The organism is Sediminibacterium ginsengisoli (genome assembly GCF_900167075.1).
Lineage (GTDB): Bacteria > Bacteroidota > Bacteroidia > Chitinophagales > Chitinophagaceae > Sediminibacterium > Sediminibacterium ginsengisoli.
The window spans coordinates 78862-100166 of record NZ_FUWH01000011.1 but is presented as its reverse complement, the minus strand read 5'-3'; the positions used below and the strand labels follow the sequence as shown (position 1 = coordinate 100166).

General features: G+C 48.7%; 12 protein-coding genes. 5 read left to right on the top strand and 7 right to left on the bottom strand.

Going from position 1 to position 21305, the window contains the following annotated elements:
• The first annotated feature begins 76 nt into the window (after positions 1–76).
• From B5D42_RS15655 to B5D42_RS18200, 3 genes are read left to right on the top strand one after another with little or no spacing between them, the layout of a single operon-like run.
• Positions 77–7699: an Ig-like domain-containing protein gene (locus B5D42_RS15655; protein WP_078832471.1), complete on the top strand. Its 7623-nt coding sequence runs from the start codon at positions 77–79 to the stop codon at positions 7697–7699.
• An 11-nt stretch (positions 7700–7710) separates the two neighbouring features.
• Positions 7711–8709 (top strand): PorP/SprF family type IX secretion system membrane protein, encoded by a 999-nt coding sequence (locus tag B5D42_RS15650; RefSeq protein ID WP_078832470.1) that lies wholly within the window; start codon positions 7711–7713, stop codon positions 8707–8709.
• A 26-nt stretch (positions 8710–8735) separates the two neighbouring features.
• Positions 8736–10715, top strand: coding sequence for an OmpA family protein (locus B5D42_RS18200; RefSeq protein ID WP_078832469.1), 1980 nt, complete (start codon positions 8736–8738; stop codon positions 10713–10715).
• Between the two features lie 62 nt (positions 10716–10777).
• Here B5D42_RS18200 and B5D42_RS15640 read toward each other — a convergent pair whose 3' ends face one another.
• The 3 genes from B5D42_RS15640 to B5D42_RS15630 form a co-directional block, all read right to left on the bottom strand.
• Positions 10778–11548: a glycosyltransferase family A protein gene (locus B5D42_RS15640; protein WP_078832468.1), complete on the bottom strand. Its 771-nt coding sequence runs from the start codon at positions 11546–11548 to the stop codon at positions 10778–10780.
• Positions 11549–11902: 354 nt separating this feature from the next.
• On the bottom strand, positions 11903–14353 hold the full coding sequence (locus B5D42_RS15635) for an outer membrane beta-barrel protein (protein ID WP_078832467.1): 2451 nt from the start codon (positions 14351–14353) through the stop codon (positions 11903–11905).
• A gap of 419 nt (positions 14354–14772) precedes the next feature.
• Positions 14773–17649: a TonB-dependent receptor gene (locus B5D42_RS15630; RefSeq protein WP_176113040.1), complete on the bottom strand. Its 2877-nt coding sequence runs from the start codon at positions 17647–17649 to the stop codon at positions 14773–14775.
• 239 nt (positions 17650–17888) lie between these two features.
• Between B5D42_RS15630 and B5D42_RS15625 the strand changes: the two genes are divergently transcribed.
• Positions 17889–18314, top strand: coding sequence for an META domain-containing protein (locus tag B5D42_RS15625; protein ID WP_176113039.1), 426 nt, complete (start codon positions 17889–17891; stop codon positions 18312–18314).
• 17 nt (positions 18315–18331) lie between these two features.
• Positions 18332–18715, top strand: a complete 384-nt coding sequence (locus B5D42_RS15620; RefSeq protein WP_078832513.1) for a hypothetical protein — start codon at positions 18332–18334, stop codon at positions 18713–18715.
• A gap of 3 nt (positions 18716–18718) precedes the next feature.
• Here B5D42_RS15620 and B5D42_RS15615 read toward each other — a convergent pair whose 3' ends face one another.
• Genes B5D42_RS15615 through B5D42_RS15600 form a run of 4 tightly spaced genes read right to left on the bottom strand, consistent with a single transcriptional unit; the run spans position 18719 to position 21241 of the window.
• Entirely contained in the window at positions 18719–19381 is a 663-nt protein-coding gene (locus B5D42_RS15615; protein WP_078832464.1) for a Dph6-related ATP pyrophosphatase, read from the bottom strand.
• A complete protein-coding gene (gene rnhA, locus B5D42_RS15610; protein ID WP_078832463.1) occupies positions 19365–19841 on the bottom strand; it encodes a ribonuclease HI in 477 nt (158 codons plus the stop codon). The genes B5D42_RS15615 and rnhA overlap by 17 nt, the downstream gene beginning before the upstream one ends.
• Positions 19838–20629, bottom strand: coding sequence for a PhzF family phenazine biosynthesis protein (locus B5D42_RS15605; protein WP_078832462.1), 792 nt, complete (start codon positions 20627–20629; stop codon positions 19838–19840). The genes rnhA and B5D42_RS15605 overlap by 4 nt, the downstream gene beginning before the upstream one ends.
• 60 nt (positions 20630–20689) lie before the next feature.
• On the bottom strand, positions 20690–21241 hold the full coding sequence (locus tag B5D42_RS15600; protein WP_078832461.1) for a cupin domain-containing protein: 552 nt from the start codon (positions 21239–21241) through the stop codon (positions 20690–20692).
• Positions 21242–21305 lie beyond the last annotated feature (64 nt).

The following is a 21305-nucleotide window of genomic DNA, read 5'->3' as shown; positions in this document are numbered from 1 at the left end:
AGTGACCTGATTACTGCCAGTACCAAAATGTGCCTGTTTATTTTTTGATTTTGTTCTGACCCGAAAAATTAATGTCATGAAGAAACTCCACTCTTCTAAAAGTGCATTTATTGCGCTAACGTTACTCTTTTGCCTTTTCTCACGGTTTTCCCGGGCACAATTGCAGGTGCCATGCGGCTATGCCACTTCACAGCAACAGGTTGCCAGCGGCGTATGTGTGCTCTGTGCCGTTCAAAATCCCGGCCGGGCCACAGATGGCGACACCACCACTTTTTCTGTCATTAACACTACAGTTGGTGCTACAGGCTATTTCGGTCAGCTGCTGCGTTTCGGCAGTACTTATCTGACAGGAGATACGGTAAGTGTAATGCTGGAAGTGCCGTCAACCCTTATTTCCGCCCAGCTGCTGGGTGGTATCAGGCTTGAGACCTATATGGGTACTACGCCCAACGGGGATGCAATAACGGGCTCACTTGCCCGTGTGCAGCTCTTAGGCGGCAATACCAATAAATTCAGGCTTTCGTTTGCCGCCACCATGCCGTTCGATGGTGTGAGCGTTTCACTGAACGGTGCGGTGAGCCTGTTGTCGTCGCTGCGTGTTTATGCAGCACAGGCTTATGTTACACCTCCGGTGATCGTGAACAGATCAGGTATCCAGGCTAATGCACAGGGCGGTACCGTATTCTCGGGCGTATGTGTGCTTTGCAGCGTGGACAATCCGGGCAGAGCGGTCGACAGGGATACGAGCACTTATTCAGCTGTAAGATCTACCGTAGGCGCACTGGGTTATGTAGGCGAATTGCTGAAATTCCCTTCCGGTTTTGCTGCCGGCGATAGTATACGGCTGATGCTGCAGGTGCCCTCGCAGGTGATAGATGCGCAGGTGCTGGGTGGTATAAGGGTAGAAACGTATACGGGTAATACTGCCAACGGCAACCCGGTTACACTCGGCGGCGGACTCGCGCGGGTGGAGTTGCTGAACCAGGAGGGTAAATACAGTGTCACTTTCGCTGCCAACCATGCTTTCGACGGGGTGAGTGTGAGCATCAACGGGCTTGTTGCTGCGTTATCAACCCTTCGGATCTATGATGCAGCAGTCATATCCTTCTCACAAAATATACAAACTGTCTGTGCGGGATCCTCTGCTACTATCAATGCAGCTCTCCCGGCAGGTGCAGATATCAGCTGGTTCACAACAGCATCCGGAGGATCTGCTGTTGCTACCGGTGCTTTCTTTACCACACCGCCGGTGAACAGCTCCGTTACCTATTATGCGCAGGCTGCAAGGAACGGCTGTGTTAATCCGAATCGTGTTGCGGTTGTGATTAACCCTGTAGCGATTCCGGCAGCGCCGGCTATTTCCCCGTCAACGTTATCGATCTGTGTTGGCGATTCGGTTAAAGCAGTTGCTACTGCGCCAGCCGGGGTCGACTTTAAGTGGTACACCGTTCCGGCAGGAGGTACGTCATTCTTTAGCGGAGATTCGCTTGCCATCGCCGGCCCGGCCAATTCAACCGTTTATTATGCAGAGGCAGTAAACCAGGGCTGTGCTTCAGCAACGCGTACACCGCTCGGTGTAACGGTGAATGCGCTCCCGGCAAACCTTGCGGTGACGCCGCCATCTGCTACCATAGCTGCGGGTGAAACTGCGAGCTTCACCGCCTCTTCGTCAGATGCATCGGCCACTTACAACTGGTACCTGGTGAATACGGCCGGCAGCGCAATATATACGGGCGCATCCTTTACCACACCGGTACTGAATGCATCCACAACTTATTATGTAGAAGCTCGATCAACAGCGGGCTGCGTTTCGGCAGCAAGGCTGGCTGTTCCTGTTACAGTATCAGGATCCATTGCCAACAATACACCCTGCGACCGGGCTACTTCACAAACAACAGATATCAGCGGCTTATGCGTTGCCTGCAGTGTTTCAAATGCAGCAAGGGCTACGGATACGGATACGACGAGTTATTCAACTTTATCTGTAGTAGCCGGACTGGCAGGTGCTTATGCAGAGCAGACACTTGTATTCCCGTTTGCGGCAGCGGCGGCTGATACGGTCAGGATCGGTCTGCATTTCAATACAGGCGTTGCGGATGTGAACCTGTTGTCTTCGCTGCAGGTGGCCAGCTATAACGGAGTTACTTATAACAACGACAGAACTGCATTCAATAATGCGCTGGTGAATGTACAGTTATTGAACGGCGGCCAGGATGCGGTGATCAGTTTTGTGCCGCAGGCTGCGTTCGACAGGGTACAGATCAGGGTGTCGTCGGGGCTGGCCGGTCTTATTTACAATGCCGGTATCCGTTATGCGGTACGTATTAAACCATTCCCGGCAGTAACACCTTCAGCACCTGCGATCTGTGCCGCGTCTTCCGTAACATTGAATGCGGCAGCCATTGCGGGTAATTCTTACCGCTGGTATGATGCGGCAACAGGCGGCACGCTTCTGTTTACGGGAGGCAGCTTCACCACACCGGTGATCAATGCAACAACAACTTATTATCTCGCAGTAGTAAGCAGTACCGGTTGTGAGCAGGCCGCCAGGCTGCCGGTAGCAATTACCGTGAGCGCAGTACCTGCAGATCCGGTGGTAACGGCAACGCAGGTAAACATCTGTTCGGGCAGTACCGCGTCCATGAGTATACAATCGCCCGATCCGGCGCTTACGTACAACTGGTATACAGCTGCTACGGGCGGAACAGCAGTGCATACAGGTACAAACTTTACAACAGGCAATATTACCACGGATACCGCATTTTATGTTGAAGCTGTGAATGCAGGTGGCTGCAGCAGTGCCAACAGGATCAAGGTGACCGTTACGGCCAATACCATTCCGGCTGCACCGGTTACATCTGCAGCAGGCACTACCGTTTGCGCGGGAAGTTCAGCTACATTATCGGTCCAGAATCCTGTATCTGGTTATACTTACCGCTGGTACGATGTTCCGGCCGCAGGTGCTGTGCTTGGTACAGGCGCATCTTATACTACCGCTTCGTTAACGTCAGACAAAACCTATTATGTGGAGGCTGTATCCGGTGCAGGTTGCCCTGGTCCGCGTACAGCCGTTCCTGTTACTGTAAATCCTGCCCCGGCAGCACCAACGGTAACGGTAACACCGCCATCAGCCACCATCTCATCCGGTGAAACAGCAGCACTTGCCATCAGCGGACCTGTTGGTGGAAATACATATTACTGGTATACACAATCTACAGGTGGTGTATCTGCAGCCACAGGTACAACCTATACCACACCTGCACTTGCAGCTACCACTACATTCTATGCAGAAGCTGCATCGGCCGCAGGTTGCCGCAGTACTACCCGGACTCCTGTTACCATTACCGTTAATGCTGTAAATAACCTTACCTGCGATGCAGCTACCAGCGAAACCTCCAATACCAACGCTATTGTGTGCATCGGTTGTAACGTATCTACACCGGGCGGTGCAACGGATACGGACACCACAACATTCAGCCAGCTGAATATGACCGTTGCGGCACTGGGTGCTTATATCCAGCAGACACTGATCTTTCCGCATGTGAGCGAAACAGGTGATGCGCTGCAACTGATCATGGAAGGACCTGTGGGTCTGGCAACTGCAACCATTGCCGGTGCAATTCGTATCGAGACATTCAATGGCGGTGTTTCCAATGGCGATGTACGGGCGATTAATGATGCGTTAGTGAACATCACCCTGCTCGGTGGTACTAAATTCGCCGTTCGCTTTACACCTGCAGCAGCATTCGACAGGGTACAGGTAACACTCGATGGCGGATTGGTAGGCGCGTTGAATAATGTGCGCATTTACTATGCAACCATACAGGTATCACCTCCTGTGCCAACCGCCAATACCGTTACATTATGTAACGGAGGTACGGCGAACCTGGCTGTTACACCAAGAAGCAATGTAACTGTATCATGGTATACAACACCATCCGGAGGTGTCGCCTTTGCAACAGGAAACAATATTTCAGTTCCCAATATCACATCTTCCGTTACTTATTATGCAGAAGCAGCAAGAACTTCCAATAACTGTGTGAATCCGACAAGGGTACCGGTGATGGTGGTTGTGAATCCGGCACCGGCAGCACCGGCAGTTGCATCTGCCAATCCTGTTATCTGTGCAGGTACTGCTGCTACTTTACAAGTAACCAATCCGGATAATACTTTAACCTACAGGTGGTACGACGGCAGTAATGTACTCGCACATACCGGCATAGCCTATACCACGCCGGTCTTATCGAACTCAACCAATTATTCCGTTGAAGCTGTAAACAGCACCAATTGCCCGAGCAGTACGCGTACAGCAGTTGCGGTAACGGTAACGGCTGCGCCGGATCTGCCTGTGATTGCAGGTAATACCAATGTGTGCATTAATACGGGAGCGGTGCTCAGTGTGAGCAATGCGGTTGTTGGTGTCACTTATAACTGGTATAAAACAAGTGCCGGCGGAAGTATCGTATATACCGGTGCTTCATTTACAACACCGCCGGTAACAGAAAATACCGCATACTATGTTGAGGCAGTAAGCGGCGGCGGATGCGGAAGCAGCGGACGTACTGCTGTGAACCTTACTGTTTCTCCTGCTCCGGCTGCGCCTCAGACCGCCAGCAATAATATTCAGGTGTGTACAGGTGCACAGGCTACACTTTCCGTTCTCAATCCTCAGCCTGGTTATGTATACAGGTGGTATGATGCGCCAGTCAACGGCAATCTGCTCTATACCGGTGCTTCTGTTTCTGCCAACCCTGTTAGCGGCACTGTTACCGTATATGTGGAAGCATCTACCGCAGCGGGCTGCCTCAGCAGCAGCAGAACTGCTGTGGTGCTGCAGGAAACAACGATCCCGGCTGCTCCTGCTGCCAGTGTTACCGGTGGTTCTGTTTGTGCAAACAGCAGCGCAATACTGGTAGTACAAAGTCCCGCACCAGGTATAACATACCGCTGGTATGATGCGGCTGCTGCAGGAAATCTCCTTTACACCGGAACATCGTTCAGCACACCTGCACTGGATAATAACACCAGTTATTTCGTGGAAGCGATGAGTTCTGCAGGTTGTACCAGTACTCGTACCACAGTTGCTGTTACTGTGAATCAGAAACCGGATCTTCCTGAAATTGCTCCGGCCACACTTAATGTAACTGCAGGCGGTACTGCTGTGTTTGATGTAGTAAGCCCGCAGGCTGGTGTAACGTATAACTGGTATAATGCGGCATCCGCAGGCACTTTACTATACTCCGGTACACATTTCTCTGCAAGTCCTGTAAACGCAAATGCTTCTTATTTTGTTGAAGCTGTAAACGGTGCGGGATGTACCAGCAACGGCCGCCAGGTTGTTACGGTAACAGTTGGAAATATGCCGTCTGCTCCTACAGTAACCGGCAATGGTTCTCCTGTATGTGCAGGTACTTCGGCAACGCTTGCCATTGTTAATCCGGAAGCAGGTGTCAGCTATAACTGGTACGATGCTTCAACGGGCGGTAACCTGCTCTTTACTTCCACCAGCATCACCACACCGTTGCTGAGCAATACTACCAGCTATTATGTGGCTGCGGTGAAAGACGGTCAGTCGAGCGCGCGTACTACCGTAACAGTAAATGTGAGCCCTAAACCTTCGGCTCCTGTGATTGCTCCTGCAAGTGTGAATACCTGTTCGGGTGCGCCTGTGTCATTGCAGGTTCAGAGTCCTGATCCTGCTGCTACCTATAACTGGTACAATGTGCCTGTAGGAGGTTCGTCGCTCAACAGCGGTACCGTATTCAATACCACAGCTGTTGCCGGCAGCAGTTCTTATTATGCCGAAACAATGACGGCGGCTGGTTGTACAAGCAACCGTACTGCCGTGAATATTACTGCAGGAACAACACCGGCCGCTCCGCAGATCACTGGTACTGCTACTACCAACGTATGTACAGGCAGTCCTGCTACGCTGAATATCCTCAATCCTCAGAGTGGTTTTGTATATAACTGGTACGATGCGCCAGGTGGTGGCAACCTGTTGTACAGCGGCGCTACCATTACTACGGGTGCTGTTAATGCCAATGTTACACTTTACGCGGAAGCCGTGAGTACGGGTTGCAGCAGTACTTCACGTACGGCTGTTGCACTGGTTGCAGCTCCGGTTCCTGCTGCTCCTGCCGTATCGGTAGCTCCTCAGCCGGCATGCAGCGGAACACAGGCTGTGCTTGCGATCCAGTCGCCCGATCCTTCATTCACGTACAGATGGTATGATGCGCCGGCAGGAGGTAACCTGCTGTTCACGGGCAATACGTTTACTACCAACCCGCTCAGCGGAACAGTGGCCAATTACTATGCGGAAGCGAACGGCACAAACGGCTGCGGCAGTACGAGAACAACTGCTACCGTGAATATTCTGCCTGCTCCGGCTACACCGGATGTAGTGCCGGCATCCTTTACGGTATCTGCAAACGGCCAGGCCACATTCAATATCAATAATCCGCAGGCAGGCATTACTTACAGGTGGTATAGTGCGGCATCGGGAGGTATGTTGCTGTACACTGGAACGAGTTTCAACACCGGTAATGTATCGGCTACCACCAGCTATTATGTGGAAGCGGTAAGTGGTGCCGGCTGCACTTCGCCTGCAAGAAAACAAGTAGTCGTTACCGTGGCACCGCCTCCTGCAGCACCGGTAGTATCAGGAAATGCAGCACCTGTATGTGCCGGCAATACCGCTACACTGGTGGTTGTTAACCCGAACCCGGTATATACATACAGGTGGTATGATGCAGCAACAGGCGGCACACTCGTATTCTCCGGCTCAAGTTTTACGACCAATCCGCTGTCTGTAAATATTACCTATTATGTGGAAGCTGTATTTGAAGGCCAGACCAGCACACGTACTGCAGTGACAGTAACGGTGAACCCCCGTCCGGCAGCTCCTGTACTGGTACCTGCAACTGTAGAAGCCTGTGCCAATGCGCCACTGGTTTTGCGTGTGGATCTGCCAGTAACCGGCAATACATATAACTGGTACAATGCAGCAACAGGCGGTACCAGCGTATTCTCCGGAACAGTCTATACAGTGAATGCACCTGCATCCGGCGTGTACTATGTAGATGCCACCAACAGTTTCAATTGTACCAGCACCGGCCGTACGGCATTGCCGGTTACCATTCTGCAGCCACTGCCTGCACCCGTACCGGTAGTTGATTCACGCACGGCAACATCGGTTACATTCTCCTGGAATGCGATCGGAGGTGCGGCCGGATATGAAGTAACTACCAATGGCGGCACCAGCTTCACCACGCCATCCACAGGTGCAGCAGGATTGAAACATACCGTCGGAAATCTGCAACCGGGCAATGTTGTCACTTTCCAGGTTCGTGCTCTTGGTGTAACTACCTGCCAGAATTCAATGCTCTCTGTAACGCTGAATGGTACAAGTGATAATCCGCTGGGTGATGGCATCTATATACCGAATGCATTCTCTCCGAATGGTGATGGCAGGAACGATCGGTTCAAGGCATACGGCAATACGATCGCATCTATGGATATCATGATCTATTCACAATGGGGCAGCCTCCTGTATAATCAGAAAAATGATCTGCAGGGCTGGGATGGTATCTCAGACGGTAAACGTCAGCCTACAGGTGTGTATATCTATATCATCAATATCGTGCTGCAAAACGGCACAAAGGTCACCAGAACAGGATCACTCAATTTAATACGTTAAAAAAAAGCATTATGAAACGAATACTTGTATGCATGTTATTGATAGGGACCCTGCACACCATGCAGGCTCCCGCCCAGACGGACCCGCATTTTTCGCAGTATTATGCTTACCCGATGTGGCTGAACCCGGCGCTGACCGGTGCTATTGACGGCGATTACCGTATCTCGGCCAATTACCGTTCGCAATGGAGCCAGCTCACCAAAGCATTCTCAACTGTTGGCGTATCGGCAGATCTTGCCACATCCCAAAGCTATAATATCGGCATCAATCTTCTGAACCAGACTGCCGGTGATGGAGGTTACAGGTATACCAGCGGTTATGTAACATTTGCCTATACCGGCGTACGTTTTGGTGCGGAAGGATATAAACGCCTGGTATTAGCCCTGCAGGCCGGGATGCTTGACAGACGCTTCGATCCGGGTAAGCTTTCATTCGGCGATCAGTGGAATCCTGTAACAGGGTACGATCCCACCGTAAGTGGTGATGTTATGAACAGGTATGCCAGCACCGCTTTCGATGCCGGTGCCGGTGCATTGTACTTCGACGGTGAACCCGATAAGAAAGTGAATATTTTCGGGGGTGTATCTGTATACCACCTTACCAGGCCCGATGATAAGTTTTATACCAACAGTCCTGAGAAGATTCCCATGCGGCTGAATATTCACGGCGGCGCAAGGATCGGGCTGGGAGAGTCGTTGTTCCTTACACCTAATTTCCTGTACTCGGCCCAGGGAAACCAGACAGAAAAAATGCTGGGTGCGCATATTCAGCTCACCGCCGATGTAAACACCAATGTACTGCTGGGTGGTTACTATCGCTTTGATGATGCGGTAGTGCCTTTTGCCGGACTGAACTTCAGAAATATGGTATTGGGTATCAGCTACGACGTGAATGCATCTAACCTGAAAAATGTGAGCCGGTCGCCAAATGCATTCGAGCTTTCGCTGAGTTTTATCGGCAGAAAGAACCGGCCTTATCCTGTTGAATATTTCATCTGTCCGCGCTTATAACAAACGACCCGTTAAATCTGCAAACCATGAAACTAATCCATTCCTGTCTGTGCAGTTGCCTGCTGTTGCTGGCATCGTTTGCAGACGCCCAGTATGTTACCGATTATAAACGCACGGCGGATATGCATTTTGCACGCGGCAACTATTATTCCGCCAGCCAGTATTATGAGAAATACCTGAACAGCAAGCAGGGTAAGAATGTCGAGAGCAGGTATAAGCCGTACACAGTTGCCATGAAAACGGAAAAGCAGGATAAAGACGCTATTACCTACGAATCGGTGGTATACCGTCTCGCCGAATCCTACCGGCTTTTTCATGATTATACCGGTGCAGAAAAATGGTATGCCAAAACCATATCCTTCAATGCACAGCAATACCCGCTCGCTGCATTGTGGTATGGCGTGAGCCTCCGTGCCAACAAAAAATACATGGAAGCAGAACAGCAGTTCAGCGATTTTCTTTCCAGGCATTCCGTTAAAGATGAATACCGTAACCAGGCCGAAAAAGAACTGGATGGCGTTCGTTTTATACAGCAGCAGCTGAATGCTCCGGTTAGCGGTGTAAGCACCCAGATCATGGGTGTGCCGGTGAACCAGGGCGGTGCCAATTATGCCGCTGTGTGGCTGGAAAACGAAGGACTCGTATTCACGTCTACCAGGCCCGACTCTTTGCAGAAACATGTTTCGGGCGATCCGTATATGAACACCCTTTATCTCTATGCCCATGACCAGGTTAAAAAACTTCCATTGACTGAAGCCACTGCCACACACCAGGGTGTTGCTTCTTTCAGTGCCGACGGACAGCGCATGTATTTCACAAGATGGCAGCTGAAGAACGCAAAGAATATGGCTGAGATATTCATGAGCAACCGCAGCGGTGATAAATGGAGCGATCCGCGTAAGCTCAGTACTGGTGTGAACATGGAAGGGTATTCTTCCAAACAACCGTTCCTGGCCGGTGATTACCTGTTCTTTTCATCAGACCGGCCGGGCGGTGCAGGCAAATACGACCTGTGGTATACTACGGTGGATAAAGATGGTAATACAGGTGATGCCGTTAACCTGGGACTTACGATCAACACTCCCGAGGACGAAGAAGCCCCTTATTACCACACTGCCTCGCAACTACTGATCTTTGCTACCAAAGGCAGAACCGGTATGGGGGGCTTTGATCTCTTCCAGTCCAGGGGGGCACTCGCATCCTGGACCGAGCCTGTTAATCTCGGGTATCCCATCAATTCGGTAAAGGATGATATTTACTTTTTCTCCTCATCAACGCTTAACCCGCTTGCAAAAGCTTATATCAGTTCAGACCGGAATTCCGTCTGTTGCCTGGATGTGTTCGAGATCAAAAAATTATTGCTGAACCTGAGCGGTAAAGTGATGGATTGCCGTAACAACGAACCCATCAATGGCGCAACGATCAGTCTTGTTGATACCCAGTACAATAAAGTGTTATTTACCGGCAAAACAAATGCTGCCGGGGTGTATACGTTTGAACTGGAGCAGGCCGGGCCTTACAAAGTGATCGCCGAATGGCAGGGTTATGAAACACGTTCCAAACCTGTTCTGTTCAGGCGGCTGTCTAACAGGGATACGATAGATATTGAAACAATCTGTCTTGAGAAGAACAAGCCTTATCCTGTGAACCAGCCGGTGATACTGAAAGATATTTATTATGATTTCGATAAGGCAACACTGAGGCCCGAATCATTCCCCGTACTGGATAAACTGGCCGCCGTAATGAAAGAATACCCGGCCATGCAGATTGAACTGGGCGCACACACAGACAGTAAAGGCACGGATGATTACAACCACGTACTTTCTGAAGAGCGGGCGAAGTCCTGTGTCAATTACCTGATACAGATGGGTATCGAACCATCACGACTGATCAGCAAAGGCTTTGGAGAATGTTGTCCTGTTGCCCCTAACGAGATCAATGGAAAAGACAATCCTGACGGACGTGCACTGAACAGGAGAACAGAGATCAGGATCATTCATTATTAGGATACAGTTGTTGGTGTTTGTTTAACCCGGGCCGGCCTGAAAGGCCGGCCTTACTTAACCCGTCAGCGCGGATGTTCTGTCTCTATCGTGTCGAAAAGCGGATGTCGGCTGCGGATCGTTTTCCAGAAACAGGACTGGTATTTACGGTTCACTTTCCAGAAACCGCTGGTGTGATAACGCCGTGCGGACGACGGTAGCGTAATGGCCGGGGAATAAGCCACGGAGCCGAACCTGCATAACCTGCCGCCCAGATCGATATCGTCTCCGTAAAAGGTAAGCGCAGTATTATAGCCGCCTGCGGCTTCAAGCAGACCCGCCCGGATAAAAGCATTGCCGCCGATGAGGATGGCAGACCGGCGGTTGAGTTGTACCAGGCGATTCACAACAGGATAGAACCACTTCTGAACAAGCACTGTGGATTCACGCAGGATCCAGGCTGCGTCGAAATAATAATAAGGGCCGGTCACTGCAGCATGTTTACCGCGCAGCAGCAACGAAATGCCTTTACGCAGCCAGTGTTTATGCGGTATGCAATCGGCATCCATCTGTACAATGACTGAACCGGTTGCCGCCTTTCTTGCGCATTCGCGGGCGAAATTGGTGCCGCGCTGCTGTTCGTATAAAAGTTGTATGGGAATATGACCTGCTGCTTCCGAACAGATGAAACGGCGTACAACAGCAGATGTATGATCTGTTGACGCATTATCGGTAACGATGATCTCAAAGTCGGGATAGTCCTGTGCAACCAGCGCCTGCAACGCACGCAGGATATAACGTTCTTCATTCAATGCCGGTATGATCACAGATACTTTGGGTAGTTTGTTTACTGGCATAGTGATTATTTGTACATAAAATAACCACCACTGTATGAAGCCATTGTGATGCGGGCGTTAAATCTGTATGAGAAAAACGCAGTGTTAGGTTAATGTTACGGGAATGTTTCCGTTATGTTACTATGCACATGCTGCCTTGCGCTTTTGTTGAAAACCGCGTACCAGTAAACAGGTTATTCAACAGTTGTTACACATGATGACGGGTTGTTATTGTACATGCAGAACTTCATCTTTTCATAACCTGACCATGACTGCATGGCAAACAACGACCGGTATATTTGCACCGGTAACAACTTAGTAGATTTTAAGGCAAGCAATTTTCTCATGTCAGGGCTGTGTTTCAACACGGCCCTTTTAATTTTTCACCCTGTTCTGCTCGCTTTCAGAACTGCTTCCGTTATGCCTGCGCTGGTTGGAAATGGCTTTGCCGAAACGATAGGCGAAAGAGAACACAAAATGTCTTGAATCGCTCAGGTTACGGAAATTGGCTTCGGTATTGGCCAGGTTGTTGATGATGCCATTGTTGACCTGCGTGTAGAACATATCGTTATAGGCTGCCTTCACAGTAATAGCAGGTGATATTTTTTTGGAAACACCCATGTTTACACGACCCCTTGCCTTTGAAATGAATTGCGCAGATACCACGTCCGACTGGTAAACGCCATCCAGCTGCAGGCTCCAGTCTTTCGGAAGTTTGAACTGCAGGTTAGGCTGAACATACACAAAGGTTCCTTTGGTATTGAGGGTGCCTGTGTAAAAATTACTGACCGTATGGATATTGGTCACTTCCGTGTAAAGGTTGAACGACAGCCATTTTGCAATATCGGTACCACCGCTCAGTGAAATGCTCTTGGTGATGGTTTTACCTATATTGCCAGGCCTGCTGTAATAGGTGCCGTTCACGATCTCGATGGTTTCATTGGTATCGTCTTTGGTCTCACTGTAGCTTGCAGAAAGGGTAAACAGGCTTTTGAAGCTATAAGACAATTGCAGGTTATGCGTGTATGCAGGCTGAAGGAAAGGATTTCCTACATAATACGTGAATTTATCCAACGGTGAAATGAACGGGTTCAGATCCTGGTAATAAGGCCTGTTGATCCTTTTGCCGTAATCCAGCACCAGTACGTTGTTGCCGGCGCTGTCCAGCTTGTAGCTCAGGTATGCAGTCGGGAAAAGGCTTGAATAAGTTCGTTTGAAAGATGAATCCGGCTTCATTACATTACCCAGCTGGTTTCCGTCTGAAATAGTATGTTCAAAACGTAATCCGAGTTGTACGGAGAAGCGTTTCATTTCCTTATTGAAGTTCAGATATGCCGCAGTGATCGTTTCCTTATAAATAAAATGATTGCTTTTATCGTAATCGGGGCTTGTTACATTATTAGCCGTATACAGGTAATCTGCTAGGTTGTCTGTTTCTGTATAACTTGTTTTGGCTCCGCCTTCCAGTCTTGTGCCGCCGGCGAACGGATGGCTGTAATCGATCTTGCCCGAATAAATATTGATGCCTGCCGGAAGCCGGCCATCCAGCCTGTCCCTGTTCGTAACCGTACCATTGGGCAGGTGTGTGGCATTATTGAATACCTGGTCGTTGGCGGTTTTGTAATTGATATAGTCCAGGTCGGCAATCAGTTCAGGGCCCCCTTTAGAATACTGGTGGCGGTAGTTCAGGTTAATACCTGCGTTCCTGAACGTATTTTCCTGGTTGTTGTTGGCTACGATCGTTGAGTCCAGCTGATATGCAGCATTGATGATCCTGCTCGCATTGTCATTCTTGCGGCTTACATTCCTTGTTACACCGGTGAGAACGATACCGAATGTGGTTTTGTCCGTTGCGTAATAATCAATTCCTGCTTTGCCGGTAACTGCAGCTCCTGAAGGCCTGATATAAGTATTCTGCAGGAAATCATATTTACGGCTGCCATCCGGATTTTTAAAGTAACGGTTGATGTCCAGATCATTGAAGTTATTGATCGTGCCGAAGGTTACCGTTCCGAAACTGTTGAATTTATTATTACGGTAATTGAAGTTGAAACTGTTATTCGTTCTGCCGTAACGGCCTTGCCCGTATGCAAGATTAAGCGAGCCGTTGAAGCCTTTGATCTTTGTTCTTTTGGTACGGATATTGATCACACCTGCGCCACCGGCCGCATCGTATTTAGCCGGCGGATTGCTCATAAGTTCTATCTGGTCTATGGTGGAAGAGGGGAGCGAGCGCAGGTAGTTTTCCAGGTCGGTTCCGGAAAGATAGGTTGGCTTGTCATCGATAAAGATCACAACACCGTTTTTCCCTTTAAAGCTGATATTCCCATTCTGATCAACCGATACACCCGGTGATTTTTCCAGCACATCCAATGCCGTTGATCCCGTACTGCTGGTCATGGCATCTACATTCACCACCGTGCGGTCTGCTTTGCGTTCTATCATCGGTTTCTGGCTGCTGACTGTTACGTTCTGCAAGGCATTTACCTGCGGGGTCAATGCAATTACAGCTAAAGAATGCGTGGGTGCTGACTGGGAAACGGAGAATGCGCTTCCTGTATAAGTAGCATATCCCGTAAGGCTGATCCTGATCTTATAAGTGCCGAATCTGAGTTGTTCGAGTATAAAACTGCCGTCAGCTGCACTGATGGTGGTTTTGGATACAGTTGAATCCGCTGCAGATAACAATGCAATAGTTGCACCTTCCAGCGGTTTCTGCTGTTCATCGGTGATCTTCCCGGATACGGTTGTTACCGCAGTATTCTGCGCCTGGGCCAGTTGAAAAAGGAACGCAAGGACGATGCCCAGCAATATTTTTTTTCTCATTAGTCTTCTGTTTATTTACCCTGTAATGAACAATTTTTGAAGCCTCGTCATATTCAGACAGGCAATAGTCTGTTGTCAGGAGTTGTCTTTCGCTTACAGGTTGTAAAATAACAGGGAAATTATTTTGAGCGGGTACCGGCCATCACTGAAAAATGCCGTTGTGCATATAGGGGTGTAGGACTATTACTACATAAAATGCTGTTGCATGCTCAAATGCCTGGTTGGTGGGTTCACTGCCAAAAAATCCCGCCGGCTTACCCGGTACAAAACAGCAATGACCCTTAGAAATGTTTTCTGATTTAACGAACCAACAACCGGTAAAATCATTTACCGGTCAAAGGTGCGTCAACAAATGTTTTAAAAATCACAAAATAGAATCAGTAACAATATCTTAAACTTTCATTCTGAGCCGTTTGTTATTATGGCATATTCATGGCCGGCCTTCTGCCGCCTCTTTGTCCTGCATTACTTCCTGCACTGGCTGATGCCCCGAAGTTGCGCAGGTTGTAGGTGAATGTTGCCATGAAATATTGTTGTAACACGCGGTTCTGCACGTCTTCAAAATAGGTTTCCGTTACATTCCTGGTAATACTTCTGTTCTGTTTGAGCAGGTCAAATACGCCAACCTTCAATTCTCCTTTTTGGTCTTTCAGGAATTTTTTTCCGACACTCATATTCCATAAAAAATAATTCTGGTTATAACCTGCTGCAAGACCGGAATAAAGCTGGTTGGTAAGATCGTTCTGGAAAAACCAGCCCGATTTTGAAAGCAGGTTCAGCTGTACGCCTGCCACATGCGAAAAGTAATGCGTATTCAACTCTGGCTGCAGTTCATTCATTACTTTGCTGAAATTGGCTGAATAGGATACCGTGAAATCTACATACTGACTTACATTGCTCGCAATCACCGCACCTCCTGAATAAGTGATATTCTTTGATATGTTACTTACATTATTAATAATGCCCGGCAGCTTACTGTACGTTACACCGCCATTGAAATTTACATTCGATTTGATGAACTTCAGCGGAAATGCAAAGTTGACAAATGAACGCAGGTTAAGATAGCCATTCACATTTACAGGTTTGGTCAGTTGCTGGCCTGCCTTCAATGTTATATCCGGTGTGAGCGCTGAATCCTGCAGTGGAACAAATGTGGCGTTGGTGATATAGTTGTTTGCGGTCTGAACAAAAATATTTCCTACGAACAACAGGCCTTTTCCGGGGTTTGTATAAGTATAACGGGTACTTACAAAATGTGTGTTCTGCTGTTCCAGCGACGGATTACCTGCCGTTACGAATGGAATATTTGTTACATCATAAACATCCTGTAATTGCGTTACGGACGGCTGACTGGTGCTGGCCCTGTACATCACCCTTACATTACTCATCTGCGAGAGCTTTAACCGTAACATGGCATTGGGCAGCAGGTTGGTAAAAGATTTATCAACCCGCAGTATCCTCGGAAAAGCCTGGTCGCTTTCCAGCCTGGACACCTGGTAGTTGAAACCGAATGAAACCTGGTTATCCCTGTCGCCGTAACGATAGGAAAGACCTGTTGAATGCGCGGTGTATTTATTATCGAATTTACTCGACAGCGTAGGATCGAACAGGCCGTATTTACCCGATGCAGGATCGTACTGATAGGCTTCCTGGTCAGCCTTATTCTTGGAAAAAGTAGGGTTGTAGTTCAACTGTAATTGACCGCGCTGACCCAATGGCTCCGTATAGGCGATGTTGGCCGATACCTGGCTGCCGCTTGTTGACTGATCAGTATAACGGCGTGATAAAGTATCGGAAAAACCCGTTGAAGTAAATGTGGTATCATACAGATCTGTAAATGTTTCGCCCTTATTGGTATTGGCAGAAGTGTTGAGATTTACAGAGAAGGTTCTGCCACGCTTCGCAAATGAGTGCCGCCACAGGATATTGTTGCTGAGGTTATTGCCTGACCGGGAACTGTTGTTGTTATTGGTTGTTCTGTTGCTTACAAAGCCGGTTTTCTGATCGAAGAATGCCGTGCTCACTTCTCTTGAAGAATGGTTGTCCTGGAAGCTCAGGCTGGGCGATATGATCAGCTGATTGGATGAATCGATATTGTATTCGAAGCGCATGGAAACCCGGTGGTTATTGTTCCTGCTGGTGGAAAGGGTAGACTGGTTATAATTCGGGATATCGGTCAGGAAATACTGCCTCTTCACTGTTTCTTCGGTTGTGTTTTCTGCGTTGTTGAAGAAATAACTTCCGGACACTATGATCTTTTTGCCCCAGTTATCCGCATAGTTGATACCGATCGCGTTGGTCTTGCTGATGCCGTTCTGCTGACCAACCTGGAAATTGCCGGCATTACCGAAGCCGCCTCCGCCACCACCACGAGGTTGTCCGCCGCCGCCACGGCCACCCCCTCCGCCACCACCACGAGGTTGTCCGCCGCCGCCACCGCGCTGAGAACCGCTGCTGGTAACGCCAAGCAGATCCTGTGAAGCGAAGTTCTGCTGGTTCACATTATTGAAATTTCCTACAACGGATATTTTGCGGTTCTCGTGCAGGAAAGTGGCATTGCCGCCTGCCTGGTATCTGTCGTCGGTACCATAACCTGCAAAGATTCTTCCGAATTGTCCGTTGCGCATATTCGCTTTGGTAACAATGTTGATGCCTTTGGTACTGCTTCCGTCATCAAAGCCTGTGAACTGCGCCTGGTCGCTCAGCCTGTCAAATACCTGTATTTTGTCGATGATCTCTGCAGGCAGGTTCCTCAATGCAGCTGTTGCATCATCGCCGAATAATTCCCTGCCATCGATGGTTACTTTCTGTACGTTTTCCCCGTTGGCTTTTACCTGTCCGTTCTCTACGGTAATGCCGGCCATCTTTTTTACGAGGTCTTCGCCGGTAGCATCGGGGTTCACTTTATACTGACTGGCGCTGAACTGCACTGTATCTCCTTTTTGTACAACCGGTGCTGTTGACGACCGTACTGTTACCGTTGCCAGTTCTCCGGCTGAAGTGCCGATATAGATCGTATCAAGGTTTACATCCATCGAATCGATCGGAAGTGTGCGCTGAAGTGTATCGAAACCAACAGAAGTGATCATGAGATCGTAAGTGCCCGCCTGCAGTTGCCCGAATCTGAACCTGCCGGTTGAATCGGTAAGCGTTAACAAAGACGCACTGTCTTTCTTATTCAATAATCTTACCGAAGCACCCTGCATCGGCGATTTTGTATCGAGATTAGCAGCTATTCCGGAAAGTGTTACACCCTGTGCATGAAGTCCTGCCGAAAAAGCGGATAAAATGATCATCAAAATAACAATACATCGTTTTTGCATAGTCATAGCTATTGTTCCTGCGTCCTCACTCAATATATATGCCAGCAGGGTATACTTTTTGCCGGAAGGGTGGGATGGATGGGGTGAACGGGCGCTATAAACCGGTAAAATAAAAATTCTAATCCCGTTCTTATGCCGTGCTGGGGAAAGGCTGCTACACCTGGTTCGCACGGTTTTTGCAAAGGGCAATTATGTCAGATAAAGCATTGATTATGAAATGCAGTAACCGATACATAAAATACCTTACAGGCCTGCTGATGATGTTATTTTCAGGGATGCACTCATTCGCACAACAGCCTACACTTTCAGGTACATGGGTATTGCAACCCGTACTGCCTTCCGATACAGCTGCAGGTGCAAGGCCATCCATCAGCTTCAACACCGGTAACAGCAGCTTTACAGGTTTTACGGGTTGCAATGACATGAGCGGAAATTTCAAAACAAAAGACGGCGATCTGTCTTTTGCAAAAGAGATCAGGTTATCCAAAAAGATTTGCGAAGGATATAATGAAAAGGAATTTGTGATGAACCTGCTGCGTGTGAATGGTTATAAATTCCAGGATGGTATACTGGTGCTCCTGATTAATACCACGCCTGTATCCAGATGGACAAGAAAAGAACAACAGGCTGCCCTGTAAACAGATAAAATATGTTTATGCCGATCGCTATCCAGACTGCATGGCTTTTTCTGCTGGCTTTACCTATTGCCTGTATTGCATGGACCGTTACACACGAAAAAGTATTTGAAGAACCCCGTAATTATTGCATCCGCAACAGTAAAACACGGAAAACATTGTTCGGCCGCAAGTTCTTTTACCTCTTTACCTGCGAGTATTGTTTCAGTCATTATGTAACGATGGGGATGCTGGTCATTACAAAATTCCAGATGTTGTATTCTGACTGGCGGGGTTACCTCGTGAGCGGTTTCGCGTTGGTCTGGGTTGCGAATATTTACATGAGTTTATATGCGTTAATAAGAACAGATCTGAAAAAGGAAAAGCTGGAAGCAGAACTGAAAGAAAAGGAAGTGAATGAATAGCATTCACAAAGCAAGATCCGCAAACCAGTAACCGTTATGCTGTTGTTTACCTGTTACTTTAACTGGAACAGCATAACTGAAAAGCGGGCAGTTGATCACAAACGTATGGAACTCTCCGTTTTCGCCGCAGGCATCTATTCCCATTGTTTCCAGTTCTGTAAGTAATGAAGGCCCAAGCATTCTGCCCAAATAGGATTCACCCATTTCTTCATTGCAGCTCACGATCATGGCTTCGATACCACTGCCGATCATTTCAAGTACCAGTTTGCGCCGGTTTTGCTGCCAGAGTGGCAATAGCGCACGGAGTTCGGCTTGTGCGCATACTTTCTCTTCCCAGTCGCGGTGCGGTTGCAGGTCGATGTCGCCGAACACAGCATAGGAAAGATCGTATTGTTTTTTCAGCGATTGCAATGCAGTGATGAATTGTGCCTCGTAGGCCTGCCAGCTGCTGCTGATGGTATGAATGGGTAAGTCTGCAGCCATTGCCTGTTGTTCCAGTAAGCCAGGTGGGATGCCATGGCTCCGTGAACGCAGGCCGGTTTCATTCAGTACATTCAGTAATACTTCCGGTTGATAACCTTCTTTTACAGCCTGCATCAGCGCAAAGCAACTGTCTTTGCCGCCACTCCAGCTGCAGAGCATTTTTTTATCAGAGACTGTTTTCATAACCTTCATCGATCAGCAAATGATTGCCATCCGCAGCAGCGGTGGCCAGTTCATCACAGCGGTTGTTCAGTGCATTGTCAGCATGGCCCTTCACCCATACAAAACGGATTTTGAAATGGCGTGAAAGCGCGTGGTATTGCATCCAGAGATCCTTGTTTTTTTTGCCGCCTTTGAAATCGGTACGGATCCAGTTGTCGAGCCATTTTTTTTCCACGCTGTTCACTACATACTGGCTGTCTGTATAAATGGTAAGCGGAATGTTTTTTTTGGTGAGCGATTCCAATGCCCTGATCACTGCCAGCAATTCCATGCGGTTGTTGGTAGTAAGGCGGTAACCGCCAGATAATTCTTTTCTTTTCGGCCCCCATAACAATACAACGCCGTAGCCGCCCGGCCCGGGGTTACCTCTCGCAGCCCCGTCTGTATAAATGATCAGCTGGTGTGATGATTGTTCGCTCATGGGAGATAATAAGTTCCTTTCATATATAATGCTGCCTGTCCGGCTATGGTAACACGATCTCCGTGATAGCCGCACCACAATTCGCCTTTTCTTTTCGAAAGCTGCAGGGCTTTCATGGTCTCCAGTTTCAGTTCTTCACCCCAGTAAGGGATCAGTGTTGCGTGAGCAGAACCGGTTACCGGGTCTTCGCCGATCACAGAATTGGGTACAAAGAAGCGCGACACAAAATCTGCATCGTTTCCCCTGGCGGTAATGATCACACCGAGTGTTTCCACCTGGTTGAGCTGCTGAAAATCTACTTTTGCATTTTCCACCTGTTCCTGTGTGTCGTAAATCAGGAAATAATCACGTGAGCGCAAAACCCTGGAAGGAGCGATGCTGAATGCGTTAAGCAGTTCTGCGGGAACATCGCAGACTACGGGCATTCTTGCCGGGAAGTTCATTTCCAGCAGCTCACCCTTGCGCGTTACACGCAGTTCGCCGCTTTTGGAATGAAACACGATGGTATCGGACGCATAGCCCAGTTCTGTAAAAAGTATGAACGCGGTAGCTAATGTAGGATGACCAGCCAGGTCGATCTCAAGCTCGGGCGTAAACCACCTGATATCGAAAGCACCATCGGTCCTTGCCACAAAAAAAGCGGTCTCAGAAAGATTATTCTCTGCAGCCAGCTGCTGCATGGTTTCTGCGGGCAGCCAGCTTTCCAGCGGACATACTGCAGCAGGATTGCCGCCGAAAACGCGGTTAGTGAATGCATCCGCAATATATATCGGAAATGATCGGTTCATGGTTCAGGGATTTAAGAACTCCGGCGGCGAATATACCGCATGTGCAAGTTGCAGGGATGATCAGTCGAGGTATTTTTTATACACCGGCCTGTAACCCAGCAATAAAGCAAAAGGTTTCAGTATGCAGAACAGAAATTGCTGAACGCGGTAAGGAGGCCTTGCTGTCCGGAATTCCTTTGAAAAATGACTGGCGGTGAGCGCCAGCTGCAACAGCGGCGGTTTGCCTGAATTGTTGGTTTTATTATCGTTGGAAAGACCTGAAATGGTTTCAAACAGGTATTCAAGCTGAAGGGCCGGCTGAACTTTCCAGTTGAGCAGCACATTGCGGTCTGAATGATTCCACATGGAATGAGATACGCCGGCAGGGATATGAAAAGACTCCCCGGCAGAATAAACAGTTGTGCTCTTGTTGATACGGACGCTGATCTCCCCCGATAAGACCATGAAAGTTTCTTCCTGGGCCGGATGATAATGCATGGGTGGTTCGGCTGATCCTGGCTTGTAAATGGATTCCATTTCGAGCAAACGCCCGCCGGTGCTTAATGAAGTCTGTACAAAACGTATGCTTTGCCCGGTTTTGCTGTTGGTAATGATCTTGCCTGCTGTAGCCATAATAAAAGAATTGAATGCTGAATAGATCGGCGTTTCCCAGGCATATATGTGGCAGCAACGGCGT